Source organism: Blautia parvula (assembly GCF_020215665.1).
In the GTDB taxonomy this organism is placed as follows: Bacteria; Bacillota; Clostridia; order Lachnospirales; family Lachnospiraceae; genus Blautia; species Blautia celeris.
On sequence record NZ_CP084061.1, the window covers coordinates 3,640,806 to 3,658,460 of the forward strand.

Consider the following 17,655-nt stretch of genomic DNA (forward strand, 5'->3'; position numbering starts at 1 on the left):
TCATTTCCACCATAACCGCTGCATCTACAGCAGCTGCAGAAACAGTTCCAAATCTTCCTCCGGTTCCCTCAGTTCCAACTCACGGATTCTTCTCTTTACATAATCCGCTACGGATTCTAACTCCCCCTCTTCATAAAACTTTTCTATATCAGGGGCACCGGATTTCTTTTTCTGCACCAGCACATCTTCAATATTCTGGAAACTGCACGCTTCTTCATTCCATACAATATCCGGACAGCACCGATCGATCAGCTCTTCCAGGCCGGCAGTAAGCTTTCTGCCGGCATCACTGAACAGAACAGAATCATTCAGATACAAATCTTCCAGGACAAAAATCACCGCTGATTCTATCCTGTCCTTTGGACACAGGGCTTCCATCCCGGCAAGCTCTAACATGCGGTTAATATCCTCCACCGGCATGGTCAGATGAATGCCCATGGCAATCAGAAGATTTCTTCTGGGGACAATACCTTTTCGCTTTAAGTGTGAAAAAGCATTGTTATATGCATTTTTCAGCTTTTCATCATCCACCAGACTGTTTATATTGCGCTCCTCCAGTTTAAAGTACTCTTCCAGGAACTTATAAAGCTTACGGTTTCTCCCTTCAAATACTTCCATATGTTCTTCCAAAAACTTCTTAAACTCCTGATCTCCCATTACTTCAAGAAGCGCTGCATTGAGCTCAAAGGTTTTCTCTTCCGTCCCATCCAAATGCTTCTGTTCCGGCTCCTTTTCCTCCTGCATTTTCCTGTATTCCTCCATATAAAATTCATACATGGAATAATCCTTTTTATTGTGAATCAGGTAAATAAAGATGGCATCTTCAGGGTTCTTAACATATAGTGCGGGATATTTTGCATTTCTGGTAAGCAGCCGGTTAATCTGCTCCAGCTGAAATCCCCAATACATGCCGATTCCCACAACCTGTTCCCGTTTTGTGGGAATTTTCTGTTTCCACTGTCTGGCAGTATTGCGGGTAACTTTGCAGTAAGCCGCAAGTGCAGCGATCGTACCGTTTTTTTCTTCCATCCAATAAGCAAATACATCTGCCCACACGGTCATCGCATCCTGATGTTCCTCCATCAATTTCAAAAAGTTCTCGTTATCTTCGCAGCGTTCCAGAATATCTCTGAATGCCATAGTCCTAAGTTCTTCCATAAAATCCTCCTTGTATTATACTAGAAATTCCATTTCTATTGAATTTCCAACAGCACTGCCGTGACATTATCCCCGGCCCCTTTCTTGACTGCCTCTTCCGTCAGCACATCCGCCCCACAATCCTGCTGCAGAAGCCCTAAAATCTCCTCCGGCTCTATCTTATCCAAAAGACCATCTGATGACAATAAGAGTTTATCACCTGCCTGATATTTATTTCTGCTGTAAAACAAATGGTCCACAGACACTCCGGAATCATCTCCCAAGTAACCGAGAAGAAGGTTCCTCTCACGGCTTTCTCTGTATTCTTCCCGGGATATTGTCCCTTTTTTTAGTTTTATTCCCGCCATGGACTGCTCCTCACTCAGCATGGTAATTTCACCGCTTCTCACCAGAAATATGGGGCTGTCCCCTATATTAAATGCCTCTATAGTTCCGTCCGGGTTCAGCATCACCAGAGCAATGGTCGTTCCGCCTCTGGCCTGTCTGCACCTGTAATAATCCACGATTTCCTGGTTTAGCCTGCGTATCTCTCCGGCAATGTCCATTGGCGTAAAGGGCCTCTTTGCCTCCCGTAAAAGTCCTTCAAAATATTCTACTGCCTTACGGGATGCATCCTGCCCATACTGTTCTCCCCCCATCCCGTCACAGACTATGTAGATCTGCTGTTTTGTTAATTCTGAAGTTCCTTTATAGCAGAATTCTCTGCTCTGATCGCTTATTTTCTCTGTATCAATCAGAAAATCATCCTGATTTTCCGACCTGCCTCCCACTCTGGAACTGGCTGATATTTTAACACTGTTAATAGTCTTCATAGTCTCCCCATTCTTTATCACACTTGTCATTGCTTCTTATTGCTCCAAAATAGCTTTTAGCTCTTCTTTCCCCAACTGATTCTTAGCCAGGAGCTGCCTGACAAGAAGGTCGATGGTATTCCGGGACTCTTTGACAATCTCGATGGCCTTTGTAAGCTCCTGTTTCAGCATCTCATTAACTTTCTGCCTTACTTCATCGCCCAGTGTTCCATGCTGCATTTCTTTCTCTGAATACACGGCCAATCCGAATTCCTCATCCATTCCGTAACTGCAGATAATACTCCTGGCAATGCCGGTAGCCTGGCGCAGATCACCTGATGCTCCGGTAGAATTACCGTCTTTTTTCCCGTAATAAACGATTTCTGCCGCTTTTCCTCCCAGTGCCGTGCGAATCATGCCCAGCATCTCCTCATAGGTACGGATAGGCCTTTCACCGGAAGACTTCTGCATATACCCCCCATGTCCGCCTCTGGCTGCAATAGTCAGATAACAGGGCAGTTCCCCGTTCTTCCAGCTCAGAAGTGCATGGCCGGCTTCGTGCCTGGCTACACGTTCCAGATATTCCCTTCCCCAGTCTTTCTTTTCTCCGTGCATCGTGAGTTCAAAAGCTTCATCCAGAATCCTGTCTGTGACAGCCGTTCGCATTTTATGAGCATTTCTTTTTGCCAGCTCCACCACAGATTCCAGATTCGCCAGACTCATTCCCACAGAACGTTCCGCAATCTGTTTTAAAATATCTTCTGATATCGCTGCCTGACATTTCCCTGTCTGCAGTTTCAGATACCGGTATCTGGCAGCCTCGTCCGGCAGTCCTACGCGTATCTTCCTGTCAAATCTGCGGGACAGGGCCTGGTCAATCACACCGATTCCCTCTGCCGAACGGTCTACCTCATAATTTGTGGCTGCCAGTACGAATATGGGGCGCCGGGGATCTGTCTTTATGCCATCCATTTCTGTAAGCAGGGCATTCAGTGTTGCCTCCTCTGCTCTTCCGGACTCTCCACCGGTGCGCTGCCGCCCAATCGTGTCTATTTCATCAATAAAAACTACAGAAGGCGCGTATTTTCTGGCTTTTCCAAACAGTTCCCGTATGGCTGCCGGACCGGTACCCGTATACTGTTTAACAAAACTGCTGGCCTCCGCTGCCAGAAAAGTCACTCCTGATTCTCCCGCCATAGCTTTTGCCAAAAGTGTCTTTCCTGTACCCGGAGGACCGTACAGCAATACACCTTTTGGGGCAGTCAGCCCTTCTGCCAGGAATCTTCCGGGTTCCTTCAGATACTGTACAAAAAACTTCAGCTCTTCTTTCGCCGCATCTGCCCCAATCACATCCTCAAAACGGACTTTGGGTCTTTCCGCATCAGTCATCACATGTTTCTCATCTCCGGCTGACAGTACCTGCTCCAGGGCAAAATCCCGAAGCCGGATTTTTATGGTTTTTCCGCCTTCCTCAATAATCGGCGCCGTGTCAAAAGTAAGAATTTTAGCCTGTTCCTTCAGCTGCCTGGCCATTCTCTGCATATATGTGGCTTTCGCTATTCTGCGTATCTGTTCTGCTGCACCATCCCCGCTTTTCTGTCCTCCGCGTATCACCCCGCACACGCCTTCTGCTGCAAGCCTGCGCTCCAGCTCTTTATCTATGACAGCTTTCTGCCCGGCTCCTTCCACTTCTCCTTCCATCAAATAAATGGGAAGTTCCGGTATCTGTCTGTGGAGCATCCGGATCCATCCCCTTATTTCTGCCAAATCGGAAGCACCCAATGGTACATGGTCAAAACAGCATATTGTTTTGGACATATCCGCATCCCGGCCGCTTCTGCAAAGAGGCTTCATCTGCAGTACAGCAAACTGTATATTCTGCGCCTCTACGATACCCGCAGCTTCCTCTTCCTCTTTCGCTGTATGGATGCGCAGCTCTTTCAGTTCCTTTTCCAGTTCCTTTTCCCCTGTGCCCAGAAGCAGCATGTCCGTCTGTCCGGGATTCTTGTAAAGCCGCCGAATCTCTTTCTTATCTTCCGGAATCTCGGTGACAAATTTCACGGTCTGAAGCGCGGAAAGGGACTTCTCTATATTTTCTTTTGTAAACAATTCAAACACTTTGCGCAGCTCATCCCGCAGAAAGTTTCCTGCTTTTGCGGACAGGTTCCTGGCATCCGGCTGACCTCCCTGGGCAAAAAGAAGACTTGTAAAAATGCTCTTTTCTCCCACAACTTTTATCTGATATGTATCTTCAAACTGCTTGGCAGCTTTGACGAAGGATTGTTCGCATATATTTTCCAGGTCTTTTGCCTGCAAATGACGAAACATCAGTACATACCCTGTACTCATTCTGGAACAGACTGCCTGAGGAAAGTAGGGAATACCGGTTGCCGGATCCACATCTGCGCCCAAAGCATCCAGTATTTTCTTTGGTGATAAATCTGCCGCATCCGGAGCATCCTCCGCCTCATATATGGTCCTGCCCGCATTCGTGGTAAAGATAATGATAGTGTCTTTGAAGGAGATCTTATTTCCTTCATATAAATCTGTCAGACTTCCTGCATCCAGAATTTGAAGAAAAAGATGAATAACTCCCCTGGAAGCCTTTTCCACTTCATCAAAGAGCAAAACACACCTGGGATTTTTTTCTACGAATTCGGTCAGAATACCTTTTTTCGCATTGTTGTACGTTTTTGCAAATCCTGCCAAATCGCATTCGGAATCCTTGTGTGAATAACCACTCATATCCAGACGTAAAAATGGCAGTTCCATTTCTTTTGCCGCTTCCTCTGCAAGGAATGTCTTACCGACCCCCGGAGGACCTGCGAATAGGAAAATACCGCTGGGTTTTCTCCGCTCCGGGTTGACGGCCTCTGTTATGCCGGCGTTCCAGATTCCGTCTGCAAAAGCATTTACCGCATGTTCCTGCCCATGTATCCGTGCAAGAAGTGTTTCCCTGAGTCTGCCTACTTTATCCACAAGGTGTTGTATCTGCTCTTTCCTGTGTATTTCCACCTCACTCAGGGGGGTTGTATGGTTTATATATGTTTTCAGCACTCTCACCGAAGTCAGCACTCTCTCCCCACGCCGTTCCGCACCTGCAATACACAGGGCCAGGAAAAGCTTGCAGCTCTCCTCTGCCCTTTTGTCATCTGCTGTCTCCTGATTTCCGTGATGCCTGATATAGCGAATAATATCCTCAGCCGGTACTTCCTTCAATACACTGTTCAAATCAAAAACTTCCTGCAGCATCGCATCATCCGGTGCCAAATGCAGATATCCGGCCATAAGCTCTACAGGCATTCCTGCAGCTTTAATAATTTCCAGAAGGATCCGGTCCTCTCCACTGAACCCGGCATTTTCTCTTTTATGATTTTCCGCCATTTTGATGGCATAAAGAAAAACTTTTGAATACTTCATAATATTCCCCCTTAATTTTATTTCAAAGCCTCCAGAATCTGATTTTTAAATTCTCTGGCTGTTGTATAGGTACTGCTCTCTTTCTCTTCCTCTTTGAGCACTTTATCAATTACCTTTGCCAGTCTGACCGGGATTCCGGGGTTTCTGGTCAAAATAGGCTGAACATCATTTTTATAGATATATTCATAAATATCTTTACAGCCGTTTTGGTCGCGCACATACCTTCCTGTAAGAAGATAATAATATGTAGCTGCTGCTGACCATACATCCACCTCAGGCTTTGCGTCCCGATAGTGATTAAGCTGCTTTCTGGAGCAGAATAAGGCGGAGCCGCAGTACTGTCCTGACAATGTAGGTAATCCCCCTGCAGTCTGTCCTGCAAGTTCAAAGGCTTTGGCAAGACCAAAGTCAGAAAGTTTAACCGTGCCGTCCTCTGCCAACAGTATATTCTGAGGTTTAATGTCTCTGTGCACCACACCTCTTACCTGCCTTTTACCTCCCTTTGATTCCATGATAATCTGCGCATTATGAGCATAATCCAGGGCATCTAATATCTGGCATATAATTTCCGTTGCAAGACGCAGCCCCAATTTGCCTCCATTGTTTGCACACAGATCCTCCAGGCTGCCCCCTTTGCAGTATTCCATAAGAATGTGAAAATCCCTGCCGCTGAAAAGCAGCTGATGGGTTGTTACAATGTTTGGATGCTTCAGCTGCATCATAACAGATGCTTCCCGCATGAACCAGAAGCGTTTCTGGGGATTCGTCTGCGCAGCGGGATGCATGAGCTTTAATGCCATCTGTTTATGGGTTTTTACATCCTCCACTAACTGTACACTGGCAAACCCTCCATGCCCCAGCGTTTTCAATATTCTGAGACCCACAACTGCGTTGGCATACTCCCGTTCTGCTTCTTCCTGTTTTTTAATGGCTTCATTGACTATATCGGAAATCTGCATTTTTCCGTCCGGCTTCTCTTCTTCGATATTCACGATGAACTGTTCCCTGTGCCCTGCAGTTCCCATACCTATCACGTCACTGTCCTTAAGCCTGACCTCACGGTAGGAGCCTCTTCTTCCCTCCTCCGCTGACATGCCGTCCTCTCTTTTTCCGATGATCCTGCCGTTTACATAGGTTCCGTTAAGACTTCCCATATCTCTGACAACGACATATGGAGGGTCAATTTTGAAAAATGTATTAAACCTGGAAATCCTGTCATTACCTGTTACATTTATTTTATTTACAATGGTTCTGTCTTCTTTTGCCGTTCTTCCGATGATTGCTGTATCTACGCAATGAAATGTCCATGTCTGTCCCTTCAGACTTCCTTCTATACATTTGATGGTTACCATATCACTCATGATTCTTCCTCCTCCATATCTGTTTGTTATCTTACTGGTAACTGTTCCGTACTCCCGCCTTTGGCGATGAAATTTTTACCGCTGCTGAATAGTAACTATTATTGTACCATATACCAATTTACTCATATCATTACTTTCAGGCAGATCACGGAAATATTATCTCTTCCTCCGGCAGAATTTGCTGCCTGAATCAAACCTGTACATATTTTTTCCGGCTTCTTTCTGTTTCTGATTATTTTAAGCATCCGGGAGTCCTTCACAAGCCCATGAAGGCCGTCACTGCAGAGTAGAATGGTCTCTCCCGGTTTGGTATCCGTAACAGTTACGTCTGCTGTGGCCGGACTCTGCATCCCCACGTATCGTGTAAGCATGGAAGAGAAATGCTCTCTTTTTATCTCTGTTTCAGACATATCTCCATGCTCCCGGGCAGCCTGTGCAAAATTATGGTCTACTGTAACCTGACGCATTTTCGTATCATAGCGGACAATTTTATATCCCCTGCTGTCACCCATGTGAATCCAGATGGCCTTCCCACCCAGAAGCATGACACCTGTAAAAGTGGCACCGTACTGGATAGCTCCATGGCAATTCCCCTTTTCATAAATTTTATTGCTGACCTCCTCCAATCCCTGTCTGAGTTCTTCTGCTGCCCGGTTCACATCCTGGTGTTCTATATAGTTTTTCCGTACCTCTTTTGCCACCACAAGCATTGTCTTAACTGCTAATTCTGCTGTAAGCGTCCCATACAAAACGCCTCCCATTCCATCCGCCACCGCAAAAAATTCTGCCGCCCGGGAACAAAGAATCCTGTCCTGGTTTTCTGTTCTTACTTTTCCTATATCTGTTCTTACAGCCGCCAATACTCCGCATTGTTTTTTCATCTTCATAATTCCGCCTGTCCTTTCTTATCACTGACTGTTTCTATGGATTCTTCTGATTCAATCTCTTTTTATTTCAGACTTACCGCCTTTTACCTGCGTACCACTTCCCCATACTCGTGTGTGGCCTTCATCGTTTCGGGAAAAATCATCCATGATATTTGCCCTGGATATCCTGCAGGCTACATTTCCAAGATAAAGTGTCATCCTGTCTTCCAAATCTATCTGATATACTTTCTTATTCTTATAATATACACCATTCCTGGAACCGCAGTCTTTTAGAAAAAAACCTTTTTCATCACTGGCAATAACCGCATGCTTTTCTGACACATAGGAACTCCTGATTCTCAGGTCACACATCCTCCCCCTTCCTATATAGAACCCTTTCGTTCCCACATCACCGATTTCCTTTCGCTTTACCACATTTCCCTTCGAATCCAACACTTCTATTTTCCAGAACCCCATAATGTGTGTCTCCATCATTCTGTCTTTTACTTCCTGAAACTCCTCCCCGAGCTCTCCCATCTCCGGCGGAATTTTTCCCAGCCCACCGCATACCCGGGTGATCACAAAAATAATCACTCCCAATATTAAAATAACGGTTATCTGACCTAATAAACTTGACATGCTCCTTACCTCCTGTGTGGATTATTTTTTAACTATCCTCATTATATCTCTTTTGATTACAGGACTTTATTTATAAATAACCACCTAAAAAAAGAGGCGCCCCCCGGCAGCCTCTTTTCCGTGATTGTTCCTTAATTTTTTTTATTTAACTCCCTGATTTCCTCCATCTTTTCCTTCATTTCCTCTTCGCTCCAAAAGGGAAGCTGCATATAAGAAGCCTCTTTGTGTTTCTCTTCAAATGCTTTGGAGTAATTTGCCTGCTGCTCCACAGGCACTCCCACAAACCAAAGCCCCTTTGTATAAGAGGATTCCATGATCGCTGAGTAATCCAGATCCTCTGTATAACTGATAATTACTCTGTCCTGACTGCTATTCACCTTTTGAAGACTGGTGAGGGGAGTATAGTCAGCTATTGGATTGCCCTGAAGGGCAAGCACTTTATACTCGATGCCTGCAGGAAGCCCGGAAATATCCGTTATCCGGTTCTGATCCAGCAGAAGCCCCTCCACGTCTGTTCCAAGTGCGCTCAAAACCGTAATATCCTGTATCCGATTTCCTCCCAAATCCATATAAGACAGTTCCTTGCTGTCCTTCACCGCTGTGATATCTTCTATCTGATTTCCCCGGACAGACAGTATCTTCAGATTCCATTTCTTCTCAAGCCCTGCAAGGGACGAAAGCTGATTGTTATCTGCCCTTATTTCGGACAGCTTCTGACATCCTGCCAAAGGTTCCAAAGTCGTAATCTGATTATCCGAAATTCTCAGGGTCATAAGCTCAGTAAAGGAATTATCTAAGGCGGAGATATCCGCAATCCGGTTTTTTTCCAGATTCAAATATTCTAACTTACTGCAGCTTCTGATCGGGCTGATATCCGTAATCCGGTTCCTGTCAAGTTCCAGGCTCACAAGTCTTGTCATTTCCAAAAGGACGGAAACATCCTGAATCTGGTTTTCCCCTAAATCCAGCAGCCGCAATTCCCTGCATCCGTTCAATGGTGACATATCCGAGACCTGATTGCCTCTAAGCCGCACTGAGCTGAGGTCCTGACAGAACGTCAAAGGGGTAATGTCTGTAATTCCGGCCTGGCCTGTTTCTTCTGTCCGGCTTACATTTAATTCTTTTAATTTTCCACATGCCTCCAATGCTGACAGATCATCTATGCCTGAGTTTTCTCCGCTAAACCTGGTAAGATTCGTACAATATCCTATGAAGGACCAGTCACACCCCTGTATAAATGTATTGTCCAGCTCCAGAGTGCGAAGATTTCCCATCCCTTTCAAAAATTCCAGGGTACGAATCCCCTTTGTATCGGACAAAACCAATGTATCCAGGCCGGTAAATCCCGCAAGAGAAGCGCCAACCTCCGATAAATCAGCATAATTTATCCTTAATTTTTCAATCTGAGGATAACTGCCGTCCGCAAATATCTGCCCGTTAAGACTCTGAAAATTTTCCCGGTCTCCGATTATCTCCAGATATTTCAGATTCTCCAGCTTCTCCAGGGGTTTCAGCGAAGTAAATCCGATACAGTCTCTGATCCGGATCTGCTCCAGATTCTCCATAGCAGCCATCCCTTGGATTGCCTGATCATCCAGCCTGCAGGATTCAAGATACAGAGATGTCCTTTTCTTGTCTTTTCCCACTTGTTTCAGTATCTCCGGTGTTACTGTCATATCCCGTATGAGAGATGACATATCTGTATACTTATAAGGATTGGCTCTCCACGCAGTGATAATACTGATCAGTATTATAAATAGTATAAGCCCTGCTGTTCCCATTAAAAGAAATTTCTTATTTCTAAATATTCCTGTTTTCTCTCTTTTTTCCTTTCTTTTTACTTCGTATACTTTAGTATCCGCTTCTGAGCTCTCTTCGTTTTTTGCTTCTATGACCTCTGCTTCTGCACTCTTTTCTTTCTCATTCTCCCATCCCTCTCCCCCTACTGTAGCCAGGTCTTCTGAAAAGTTCTCCGCTCCTCTTTCCCCGGCAGTTCTTTCCTGTTCCCCCAAAGCAGTTTGTATTTTGTCAAGCAGTTCCTCCATGGACTGTATACGGTCCTCCCTGCGGACTGCCATTCCTTTCATCAGCACCTCTTCCAGTGCGGGAGCAATCTCCACGCCAAGGTCAGAAGGCCTGGAAATCCGGTCCTCGTGCAAGCGCTGCAGGCTGTATTGGGGGGTAACCCCGGTTATGCATTTATAGATTGTGGCACACATTGCATATACATCGGTCCATGGTCCCTGATCGTGACCACCTCTGCACTGCTCTTCCGGAGCATAACCCGGTTTATAAATGATACTGAGCGTCCCCTCTGCATTTTCCACATCCCTGGCCGCCCCAAAGTCCAGCAGTTTTATCTCATTTCCTTCCAGCACCATAATATTGTCCGGACTGATATCCCTGTGTATCAATCCTTTTTTGTGAATCTTCTCCAAAACCCGCATTACCGGTTTCATGTAATCAAGAGCCAGAAAAACGGGCAGCCTTCCGTACTTTTCTATATATTTTTCTAAGGTAATACCATCCAGATACTCCATGACAATATAGACTGTCTGATTGGCTTCAAAATAATCTCTTACATTTACAATACCCGGATTACCGGCAAGCCTGGCCATGGTTCTGGCTTCCTCCAAAAATCTCTGTTTCTCTTTTTCCGAAACATAACTCTGCTTTTTATATTCTTTGACTGCTACCGGCATCTTCAGAACCAAATCCTGCGCCAGATATGTAGTCCCAAAACCACCGGAGCCGATCACTTTCTGAATCTCATATTTTTCATTCACAACGGTTCCCAATGGCAATCTTCCCAGTATAGCTTCATCCAACACTTTTTCCCCCTCACACTGTCTCAACGTGCAATGTTCTATGGTACATCTAAAACTTTTTTTAATCATACTATATTTTTCACGCCTGTTCCATATATTTCTATTATCTGCTATACAATTTATCATACATATTCATGACCGCTCCTTTTAATTGGATTCCGTATCCGCTCTCCTCCAGTTTACAGGCAGCCACCACATAATCCTCATTGAATGTGACCAGATAGCACTTGTTTTTATCACCGGCCACTTCTGCCGTCCCGCTCTTTGCACAAATTCCGTATTCTGTCATTCCGTAATACTGACCTGCTGTTACCTGCATAAGATTTTTTAATGTTTCAGCGTTTTCTTTACGAAGGGGAATCGCCAGTTCTTCTTCCTTTCCCTTATACAGTGTCTTTCCGTCCAGAGTAATCTCGTCAACCAGGTAGGGGCGCAGCATGACGCCTCCGTTTCCAATACTCTGGGCTATCATTGCCAGATGAAGAGGCGTCACCAGAGTTTTTCCCTGACCGTAACCGGTATCTGCGATCAGGGCCTCACTGTAATCCCCCATATCCAGATGTGATTCCAGTGTAGTAAAATCCAGTTCTATATCCTGCCCGATCAGATACTGAGACGCTTTCCTCTCCAAAGTGCTTCCCCCAATCCTGAGAGCCATAGTGCCGAAATATACATTTGAGGAATTACCTAAAGCTTCCTGCAATGCAATGGTACCAAAAGCCGCATTTCCACTGTTTTTCACCACATGACCTCCAAGGACCGTATTTCCCTTATCTTCTATGATATCTTTTTCAAGCCCTTGCTCTAAAAGGGCAGCAGCGGTAACCATTTTAAACGTACTCCCCGGTTCTGCTGCATCCTTAAACCCATTTGGGAGGAAAAACCCCTCCGTCTGATTCCACTCCTCCATGTGGTCAGCAATCTGATTCGCATTAAATTCTACTGTTTTTGAGGAAGCTAAAGCAAGTATTCTGCCGGTACGGATATCCAGAACTATCATAGAACCTTCCATCCCTTCAATGAGGCTGTATGCCTTTTCCTGAATCTGATGGTTTAAGGTAAGTGTTATATCTGCTCCCTTTTTATTTTCCCCCTGCATATAAAGATAGCTCTCATATCTTCCCCGCAGCCCATATTTGCCATAAACCGGATCATTATACCCAAGAAGCCAGGAGTAAGATTCCGGATAAAACAAAGTACCGCTTTTCCCCGGCTCTGTTCCCTGGGAAAGAATAGTTTTGCTGCTATCCCAAATCGCACCTTCTATGGTCTCCTGACGATACATATTTTTTAATGTACTCTTCTTTAGTTCATCTGTGCCGGTGTTGAGCCCTTTAACTGCAGAGGTTCTTCCCATAAGAAAATAGCAGAATACCACCACCAAGGCCAGGATAACTGCCAGCAATACTTTAGTTCTCTCTAATAACTTTTTCTTCTCCATATCTTTCCCTCTCCTCTTTTCCATTTGCTTTTCTTCCAAAGTTTCTGTGGTCTGTACTGCCACACCCCAGGTACAAAATCAGCGCTGCCATCATAAATGCGGCCATAAGTGCTGTTCCCCCATTACTGACAAATGCAATCGGAACTCCTGTCATCAGGAAGAAACCTGTGGAGCCCAGAATCATGAGCATAGATTCTGCAAACAAATAATAGACACATCCAACCACAATACCGGTATTTTTCCCTGATTCTGCCCCCAGATAAAGTTTAATACCTTCCACCAACAATGCCAAAAACAACAAAACCATAAGAATTCCAACTGCCAGCCCCATATGCAGCAATATGGATGTAAAAATGTAATCAGAATCCTCCACAGGTATCTTAACCGGATAGTCACTGCCAAACCAACCGCCCAGAGCCATGGCTTCTCTGGCTTTCATTCCCTGGTATCCGGTCCCCAGAGGATCATTCTCCGGATGCAGCCATATGGTAATTCTGGACTGGATTTTTATGACCATGCTACAGCACTTTTGTAAAAACGCAGAGATATCTGCCCTGCCATTGGCATACCAGAGAATCCCTGCACCAATACCTGCTCCTGTAATTCCCACACCTGCAAAAGAAACCAAAAGACCCAATAAAAAACGCCACGATTTTAAAAACAAAATGCAATAAACACCATAAACCAGAAGCATGAGAAGAAAAGATCCCATCTCGCTGATACCTACGGAAAATAATAAATTGATGCCCAGATATCCTCCCGAGACCAGCAGTTTCATCCAGTCTTTCCACTCCATACAACAGAAAATCATTGTATTCACATACACAAACAGTATTTTTATAAATTCTGTTGGCTGGATGGAAAACGCTCCAAATGTAATCCATGCCCGCGTTCCCTGGGCATCTGTTCCCAAAATCAGCAGTACAAGATAAATCATCACTGTGGCAAGCACAGCAGACACAAGTATTTTTTCAGGTTTCCAGATACTGAGCCATTTGTAATGGGTAAATATCATAATTCCTGCTGCCGCCACTGATGCAAGAAATATAATCTGTTCTTTTACCGCATAAGATGAAGATTCATTCTGGATGATACACTGCATGGCAATTCCCATATACAGCAGTAAAATGCAGAAAACAGGAAATTTGAAACTTGTTTTATGATAAAATGAAAATATAAGGGCAAGAGCTGTCACTGCCAGCATAGGCAGAAACAACGCCAGATAATGCTCCAGGCTTCCTCCTCTTGCTTTCACAAAAAAAACCGTTACCGTTTCTGCGCCTAACAGGGACAGCATTATTCTGCTAAATGCTGGATTTCTTACTGCGGATTCTATTTTTCTTCTCATATTGCAACCTCCCGGCCTCATTGCCTGTGTTTTCATTTCCTTTATATTTATTATATATAATTTATTTTGAGGTTCTGTTTTTATTTGACCACTTTACCCGGCGCATGTTTATGCACTGTACTCTGAATAGGTACGGAACAGGGGGAAGGAAATTTTTACACAACAAAAAAACCCGCAGAACCTAAGTTCTACGGGCATCTTATGCTCGGATACAATATGCCATATGGTACTCTATGTGATAAAATGTCAGTAAATTCTTTTAAACATTTTTTTTGCTGTATTCTTTCTGATCATCTTTCTGATAAGCAGTATGAGCAAAAAATAAACTGCACATACTATAATCCCCGCAACACAACTCCATGACGCCAATACATACCAAAGACTTTTTACTCTTTGAATTTGATAATTGGCTATCTCTCCCCGTTCGAGAACCGTAAGCCCTAATACAGCAATTGGGAAACATGCACCCAAAATAAAAGCTATAATTGCCCCCAAAGCCGTCAGCGCTTTTTGATAAAATCTAACTTTTTTTAAAGGATTATTTTTTAATTCAACATCAGAAGTTTGAACATCTATCTGCATTTTCATATCATCCATCTTTTTTTTACAATCTTTGCATTGGCTTAAATGTCTATCAATATCCTTTTTCGTTTGTTCCGATAATATATCATCCTGATACAGCGGTAATAGATCCGAAATAATATAACATGGAAGCTCTTTATTCATCTTTCAAAATCTCCTTTACAATTTTTTGTTTTCCCCTAAAGAAAGTGACCCTTGTCCAGTTTTCTGTTTTGCCTATAATCTCTCCGATTTCAGCAAAAGATAAATTGCTGATCAACCTCAGATACATGACTTCACGTACCGGCTCATTCAAATCATGTATCAACTGTAAAATCTCTTTTTGTTCCCATTGAACATTTATATCTTTTTTATCTTCTATTTCCAGGATATCATCCTCTATGGATAAAATCTCCTGATGTTTTCTTACATATTTCAGCCAAACATTTTTAGCGATTCCACACAACCATGTCAATATGGAGCTATTCCCCTTAAACCGGTCAATACATTGAACAGCTTGAAAAAAAGTCTCCTGCGTAAGCTCTTCTGCAAGATGTTCATTATTTGTCTTACTCAATAAAAACAAAAATACTTTTTTTGAATACATCTCGTATATTTCTTCTATCGACTGCACGTTTACCCTCCCCTCCTTCTATTCGTTAGTACCAAATTCTCCTATTTTGTTACAACCTTATATTATATTTTTACACAACAGAAAAACCCCGGAAACCTTACGGTTCCGGGGCATCTTATGCTTGGACACAATGTACCATAGATACGAATCTATATTTAGATTATATTACTCGATGATTGCAGCAACATGGCCTGAACCAACAGTACGTCCGCCTTCACATTTTAATCTGACCCAAAACGCGGACCTTTAAGGACAGTTTTTATCCTAATTGCCGCTATTACCGCTATTTTTACAAATTATAATGTGCCACCGCAATTTTTTTAGAACCATATTAGAACCACGGCTTATATCACTATACCTCTGTTCTGCTCCAGATAGATCCTTACACTAACCACAATGTCCTCAGCAGAATGTAATTGCTCCGCAGTCTCATCTAATGAAGCAATGTAGAAATCATCATAATCGCTGGCTTCTCTTTTCCGTTTTAGGCGCCCCAGCTTTCTCCCAATCTCTCTAGGAAAAATATCTGTAGCCACAAAATACTGATTAAAATATGCAACCGCATCTTTGTGTCTTTTAAAATCAACCTCCCCCAAAGCTAATACTGCCTTTATTGCATAAAATGCAGCATAATAGCCCCGATTAATAGCATCCTTATAATGTCGGTTTTCCATACACAATTTTGCCGTTTCTAAAGTCTCCAACGCGGTCCGATACCTATATATGCATAAATCTTCCGCTTTGCTATCCATTTATCACTACCCCTTCATCTCTTACATTTCTGTAGAAAGGCAAAGTGTCCACCCAATATTCATACTGTGCTTCATTCTTTATTATCGGAGAAATATCTATGCCCGTCTCGATTTCTATTTCAAAGGCTATATCATACACATCATTTTCAATCCGCTTAATTTCCGAATCACTCATTTTAACCAATATCATTAAATCCACATCGGAAAAATCATGATTATCCCCCCGAGCATAGGAACCATAAAGAATCACCTTCGATAAGCTGCTGCCCAACAGCTTTCTCAACTGCAAAGAAAACTTATATACTACATTCCTTACATCATCTGGCATATCACATCCTCCTTTCATTTTTATTATATCCCATCCAATTTCCTTTGTATACAAGAATATATGATCATCTTACTAATGCCGCTTGTCCAACAATAACAATTTGCCATTAAAACATGCTGAATCCACATCAGCTATCAAAAATAGAACCAAAACAGAACCACGCCTTACGTTCTGTCGCCCACACACTGCTCTGCTGCAAACACTGAGTGCCGAATCTTTTATTCTTTTACACAACAGAAAAACCCCGGAAACCTTACGGTTCCGGGGCATCTTATGCTTGGACACAATGTACCATACGGTACGAATCTATATTTAGATTTAATTACTCGATGATTGTAGCAACACGGCCTGAACCAACAGTACGTCCACCTTCACGGATAGCGAAAGTAAGACCCTGGCTCATAGCGATCGGGTGGATCAGCTCGATTGTCATCTCTACGTTATCACCAGGCATGCACATCTCTGTGCCTTCCGGTAAGTTGCAGACACCTGTAACGTCTGTTGTTCTGAAGTAGAACTGCGGACGATAGTTGTTGAAGAACGGTGTATGACGGCCACCCTCGTCTTTTGTCAGAACGTAAACCTGAGCTGTGAATTTTGTATGGCAGGTGATGGAACCTGGTTTAGCCAGAACCTGTCCTCTTTCGATCTCGTTTCTCTGAACACCACGAAGCAGTGCACCGATGTTATCACCAGCCTGAGCCTCGTCTAACAGTTTACGGAACATCTCGATACCTGTTACAACTACTTTACGTGTCTCTTCTTTCAGACCAACGATCTCAACTTCTTCAGATACGTGAAGAACACCAGCCTCTACTCTACCGGTAGCAACTGTACCACGACCTGTGATAGAGAATACGTCCTCTACAGGCATGATGAACGGTTTGTCTGTGTCACGCTGAGGATCCGGAATCCAGCTATCAACTGCAGCCATCAGTTCCATGATCTTGTCGCCCCACTCGCTGCTGGGATCTTCCAGAGCTTTCAGAGCAGAACCCTGGATGATCGGTGTGTCATCGCCCGGGAAGTCATACTCGCTTAACAGCTCACGGATCTCCATGTCAACCAGCTCAAGCAGCTCTTCATCGTCAACCATATCACATTTGTTCATGAATACAACGATGTAAGGAACGCCTACCTGACGGGACAGAAGGATATGCTCTTTTGTCTGAGCCATAACACCATCAGTTGCAGCAACAACCAGGATAGCGCCATCCATCTGAGCAGCACCAGTGATCATGTTTTTAACGTAGTCAGCATGGCCTGGGCAGTCAACGTGTGCGTAATGTCTGTTTTCTGTTTCATATTCAACGTGAGCAGTAGAGATTGTGATACCACGTTCTCTCTCCTCCGGAGCTTTATCGATATTAGCGAAATCTACTGCTGCGTTACCTGCAACTCTCTCAGAAAGAGTTTTTGTGATAGCAGCTGTCAGAGTTGTTTTACCATGGTCAACGTGTCCGATGGTACCAATGTTACAATGCGGTTTGCTTCTTTCAAATTTAGCTTTTGCCATTTTGAATTTCCT

Annotated in this window: 14 protein-coding genes; all 14 read right to left on the bottom strand. The window is 43.9% G+C overall.

Going from position 1 to position 17,655, the window contains the following annotated elements; all coding sequences use genetic code 11:
- Positions 1-24: 24 nt before the first annotated feature.
- The gene (locus tag LC508_RS16765; RefSeq protein WP_033139936.1) at positions 25-1,158 is read right to left on the bottom strand and encodes a hypothetical protein; all 1,134 of its coding nucleotides are present in this window, start codon (positions 1,156-1,158) and stop codon (positions 25-27) included.
- Positions 1,159-1,193: 35 nt separating this feature from the next.
- On the bottom strand, positions 1,194-2,000 hold the full coding sequence (locus tag LC508_RS16770; RefSeq protein ID WP_033139937.1) for a PP2C family protein-serine/threonine phosphatase: 807 nt from the start codon (positions 1,998-2,000) through the stop codon (positions 1,194-1,196).
- Between the two features lie 6 nt (positions 2,001-2,006).
- Positions 2,007-5,369, bottom strand: a complete 3,363-nt coding sequence (locus tag LC508_RS16775) for an AAA family ATPase (RefSeq protein WP_052099050.1) — start codon at positions 5,367-5,369, stop codon at positions 2,007-2,009.
- A gap of 17 nt (positions 5,370-5,386) precedes the next feature.
- On the bottom strand, positions 5,387-6,730 hold the full coding sequence (locus tag LC508_RS16780) for a protein kinase domain-containing protein (protein WP_052099051.1): 1,344 nt from the start codon (positions 6,728-6,730) through the stop codon (positions 5,387-5,389).
- A 122-nt stretch (positions 6,731-6,852) separates the two neighbouring features.
- Positions 6,853-7,617, bottom strand: a complete 765-nt coding sequence (locus tag LC508_RS16785; RefSeq protein WP_033139938.1) for a PP2C family protein-serine/threonine phosphatase — start codon at positions 7,615-7,617, stop codon at positions 6,853-6,855.
- A 51-nt stretch (positions 7,618-7,668) separates the two neighbouring features.
- Positions 7,669-8,235, bottom strand: coding sequence for an FHA domain-containing protein (locus tag LC508_RS16790; protein ID WP_033139939.1), 567 nt, complete (start codon positions 8,233-8,235; stop codon positions 7,669-7,671).
- Between the two features lie 131 nt (positions 8,236-8,366).
- On the bottom strand, positions 8,367-11,063 hold the full coding sequence (locus LC508_RS16795) for a leucine-rich repeat domain-containing protein (RefSeq protein WP_052099057.1): 2,697 nt from the start codon (positions 11,061-11,063) through the stop codon (positions 8,367-8,369).
- Between the two features lie 103 nt (positions 11,064-11,166).
- Positions 11,167-12,504: a penicillin-binding transpeptidase domain-containing protein gene (locus tag LC508_RS16800; protein WP_033139940.1), complete on the bottom strand. Its 1,338-nt coding sequence runs from the start codon at positions 12,502-12,504 to the stop codon at positions 11,167-11,169.
- Positions 12,473-13,852, bottom strand: a complete 1,380-nt coding sequence (locus LC508_RS16805; protein WP_033139941.1) for an FtsW/RodA/SpoVE family cell cycle protein — start codon at positions 13,850-13,852, stop codon at positions 12,473-12,475. The genes LC508_RS16800 and LC508_RS16805 overlap by 32 nt, the downstream gene beginning before the upstream one ends.
- 246 nt (positions 13,853-14,098) lie before the next feature.
- Positions 14,099-14,578: a zf-HC2 domain-containing protein gene (locus LC508_RS16810; protein WP_118593910.1), complete on the bottom strand. Its 480-nt coding sequence runs from the start codon at positions 14,576-14,578 to the stop codon at positions 14,099-14,101.
- The gene (locus LC508_RS16815; RefSeq protein WP_207727897.1) at positions 14,571-15,020 is read right to left on the bottom strand and encodes an RNA polymerase sigma factor; all 450 of its coding nucleotides are present in this window, start codon (positions 15,018-15,020) and stop codon (positions 14,571-14,573) included. The genes LC508_RS16810 and LC508_RS16815 overlap by 8 nt, the downstream gene beginning before the upstream one ends.
- Before the next feature lie 371 nt (positions 15,021-15,391).
- Complete coding sequence (locus tag LC508_RS16820; protein ID WP_033139944.1) at positions 15,392-15,799, bottom strand: HEPN domain-containing protein; 408 nt, start codon at positions 15,797-15,799, stop codon at positions 15,392-15,394.
- Positions 15,792-16,127: a nucleotidyltransferase domain-containing protein gene (locus tag LC508_RS16825; RefSeq protein WP_033139945.1), complete on the bottom strand. Its 336-nt coding sequence runs from the start codon at positions 16,125-16,127 to the stop codon at positions 15,792-15,794. The genes LC508_RS16820 and LC508_RS16825 overlap by 8 nt, the downstream gene beginning before the upstream one ends.
- A 322-nt stretch (positions 16,128-16,449) precedes the next feature.
- Positions 16,450-17,643, bottom strand: a complete 1,194-nt coding sequence (tuf, locus tag LC508_RS16830) for an elongation factor Tu (protein WP_033139946.1) — start codon at positions 17,641-17,643, stop codon at positions 16,450-16,452.
- Positions 17,644-17,655 lie beyond the last annotated feature (12 nt).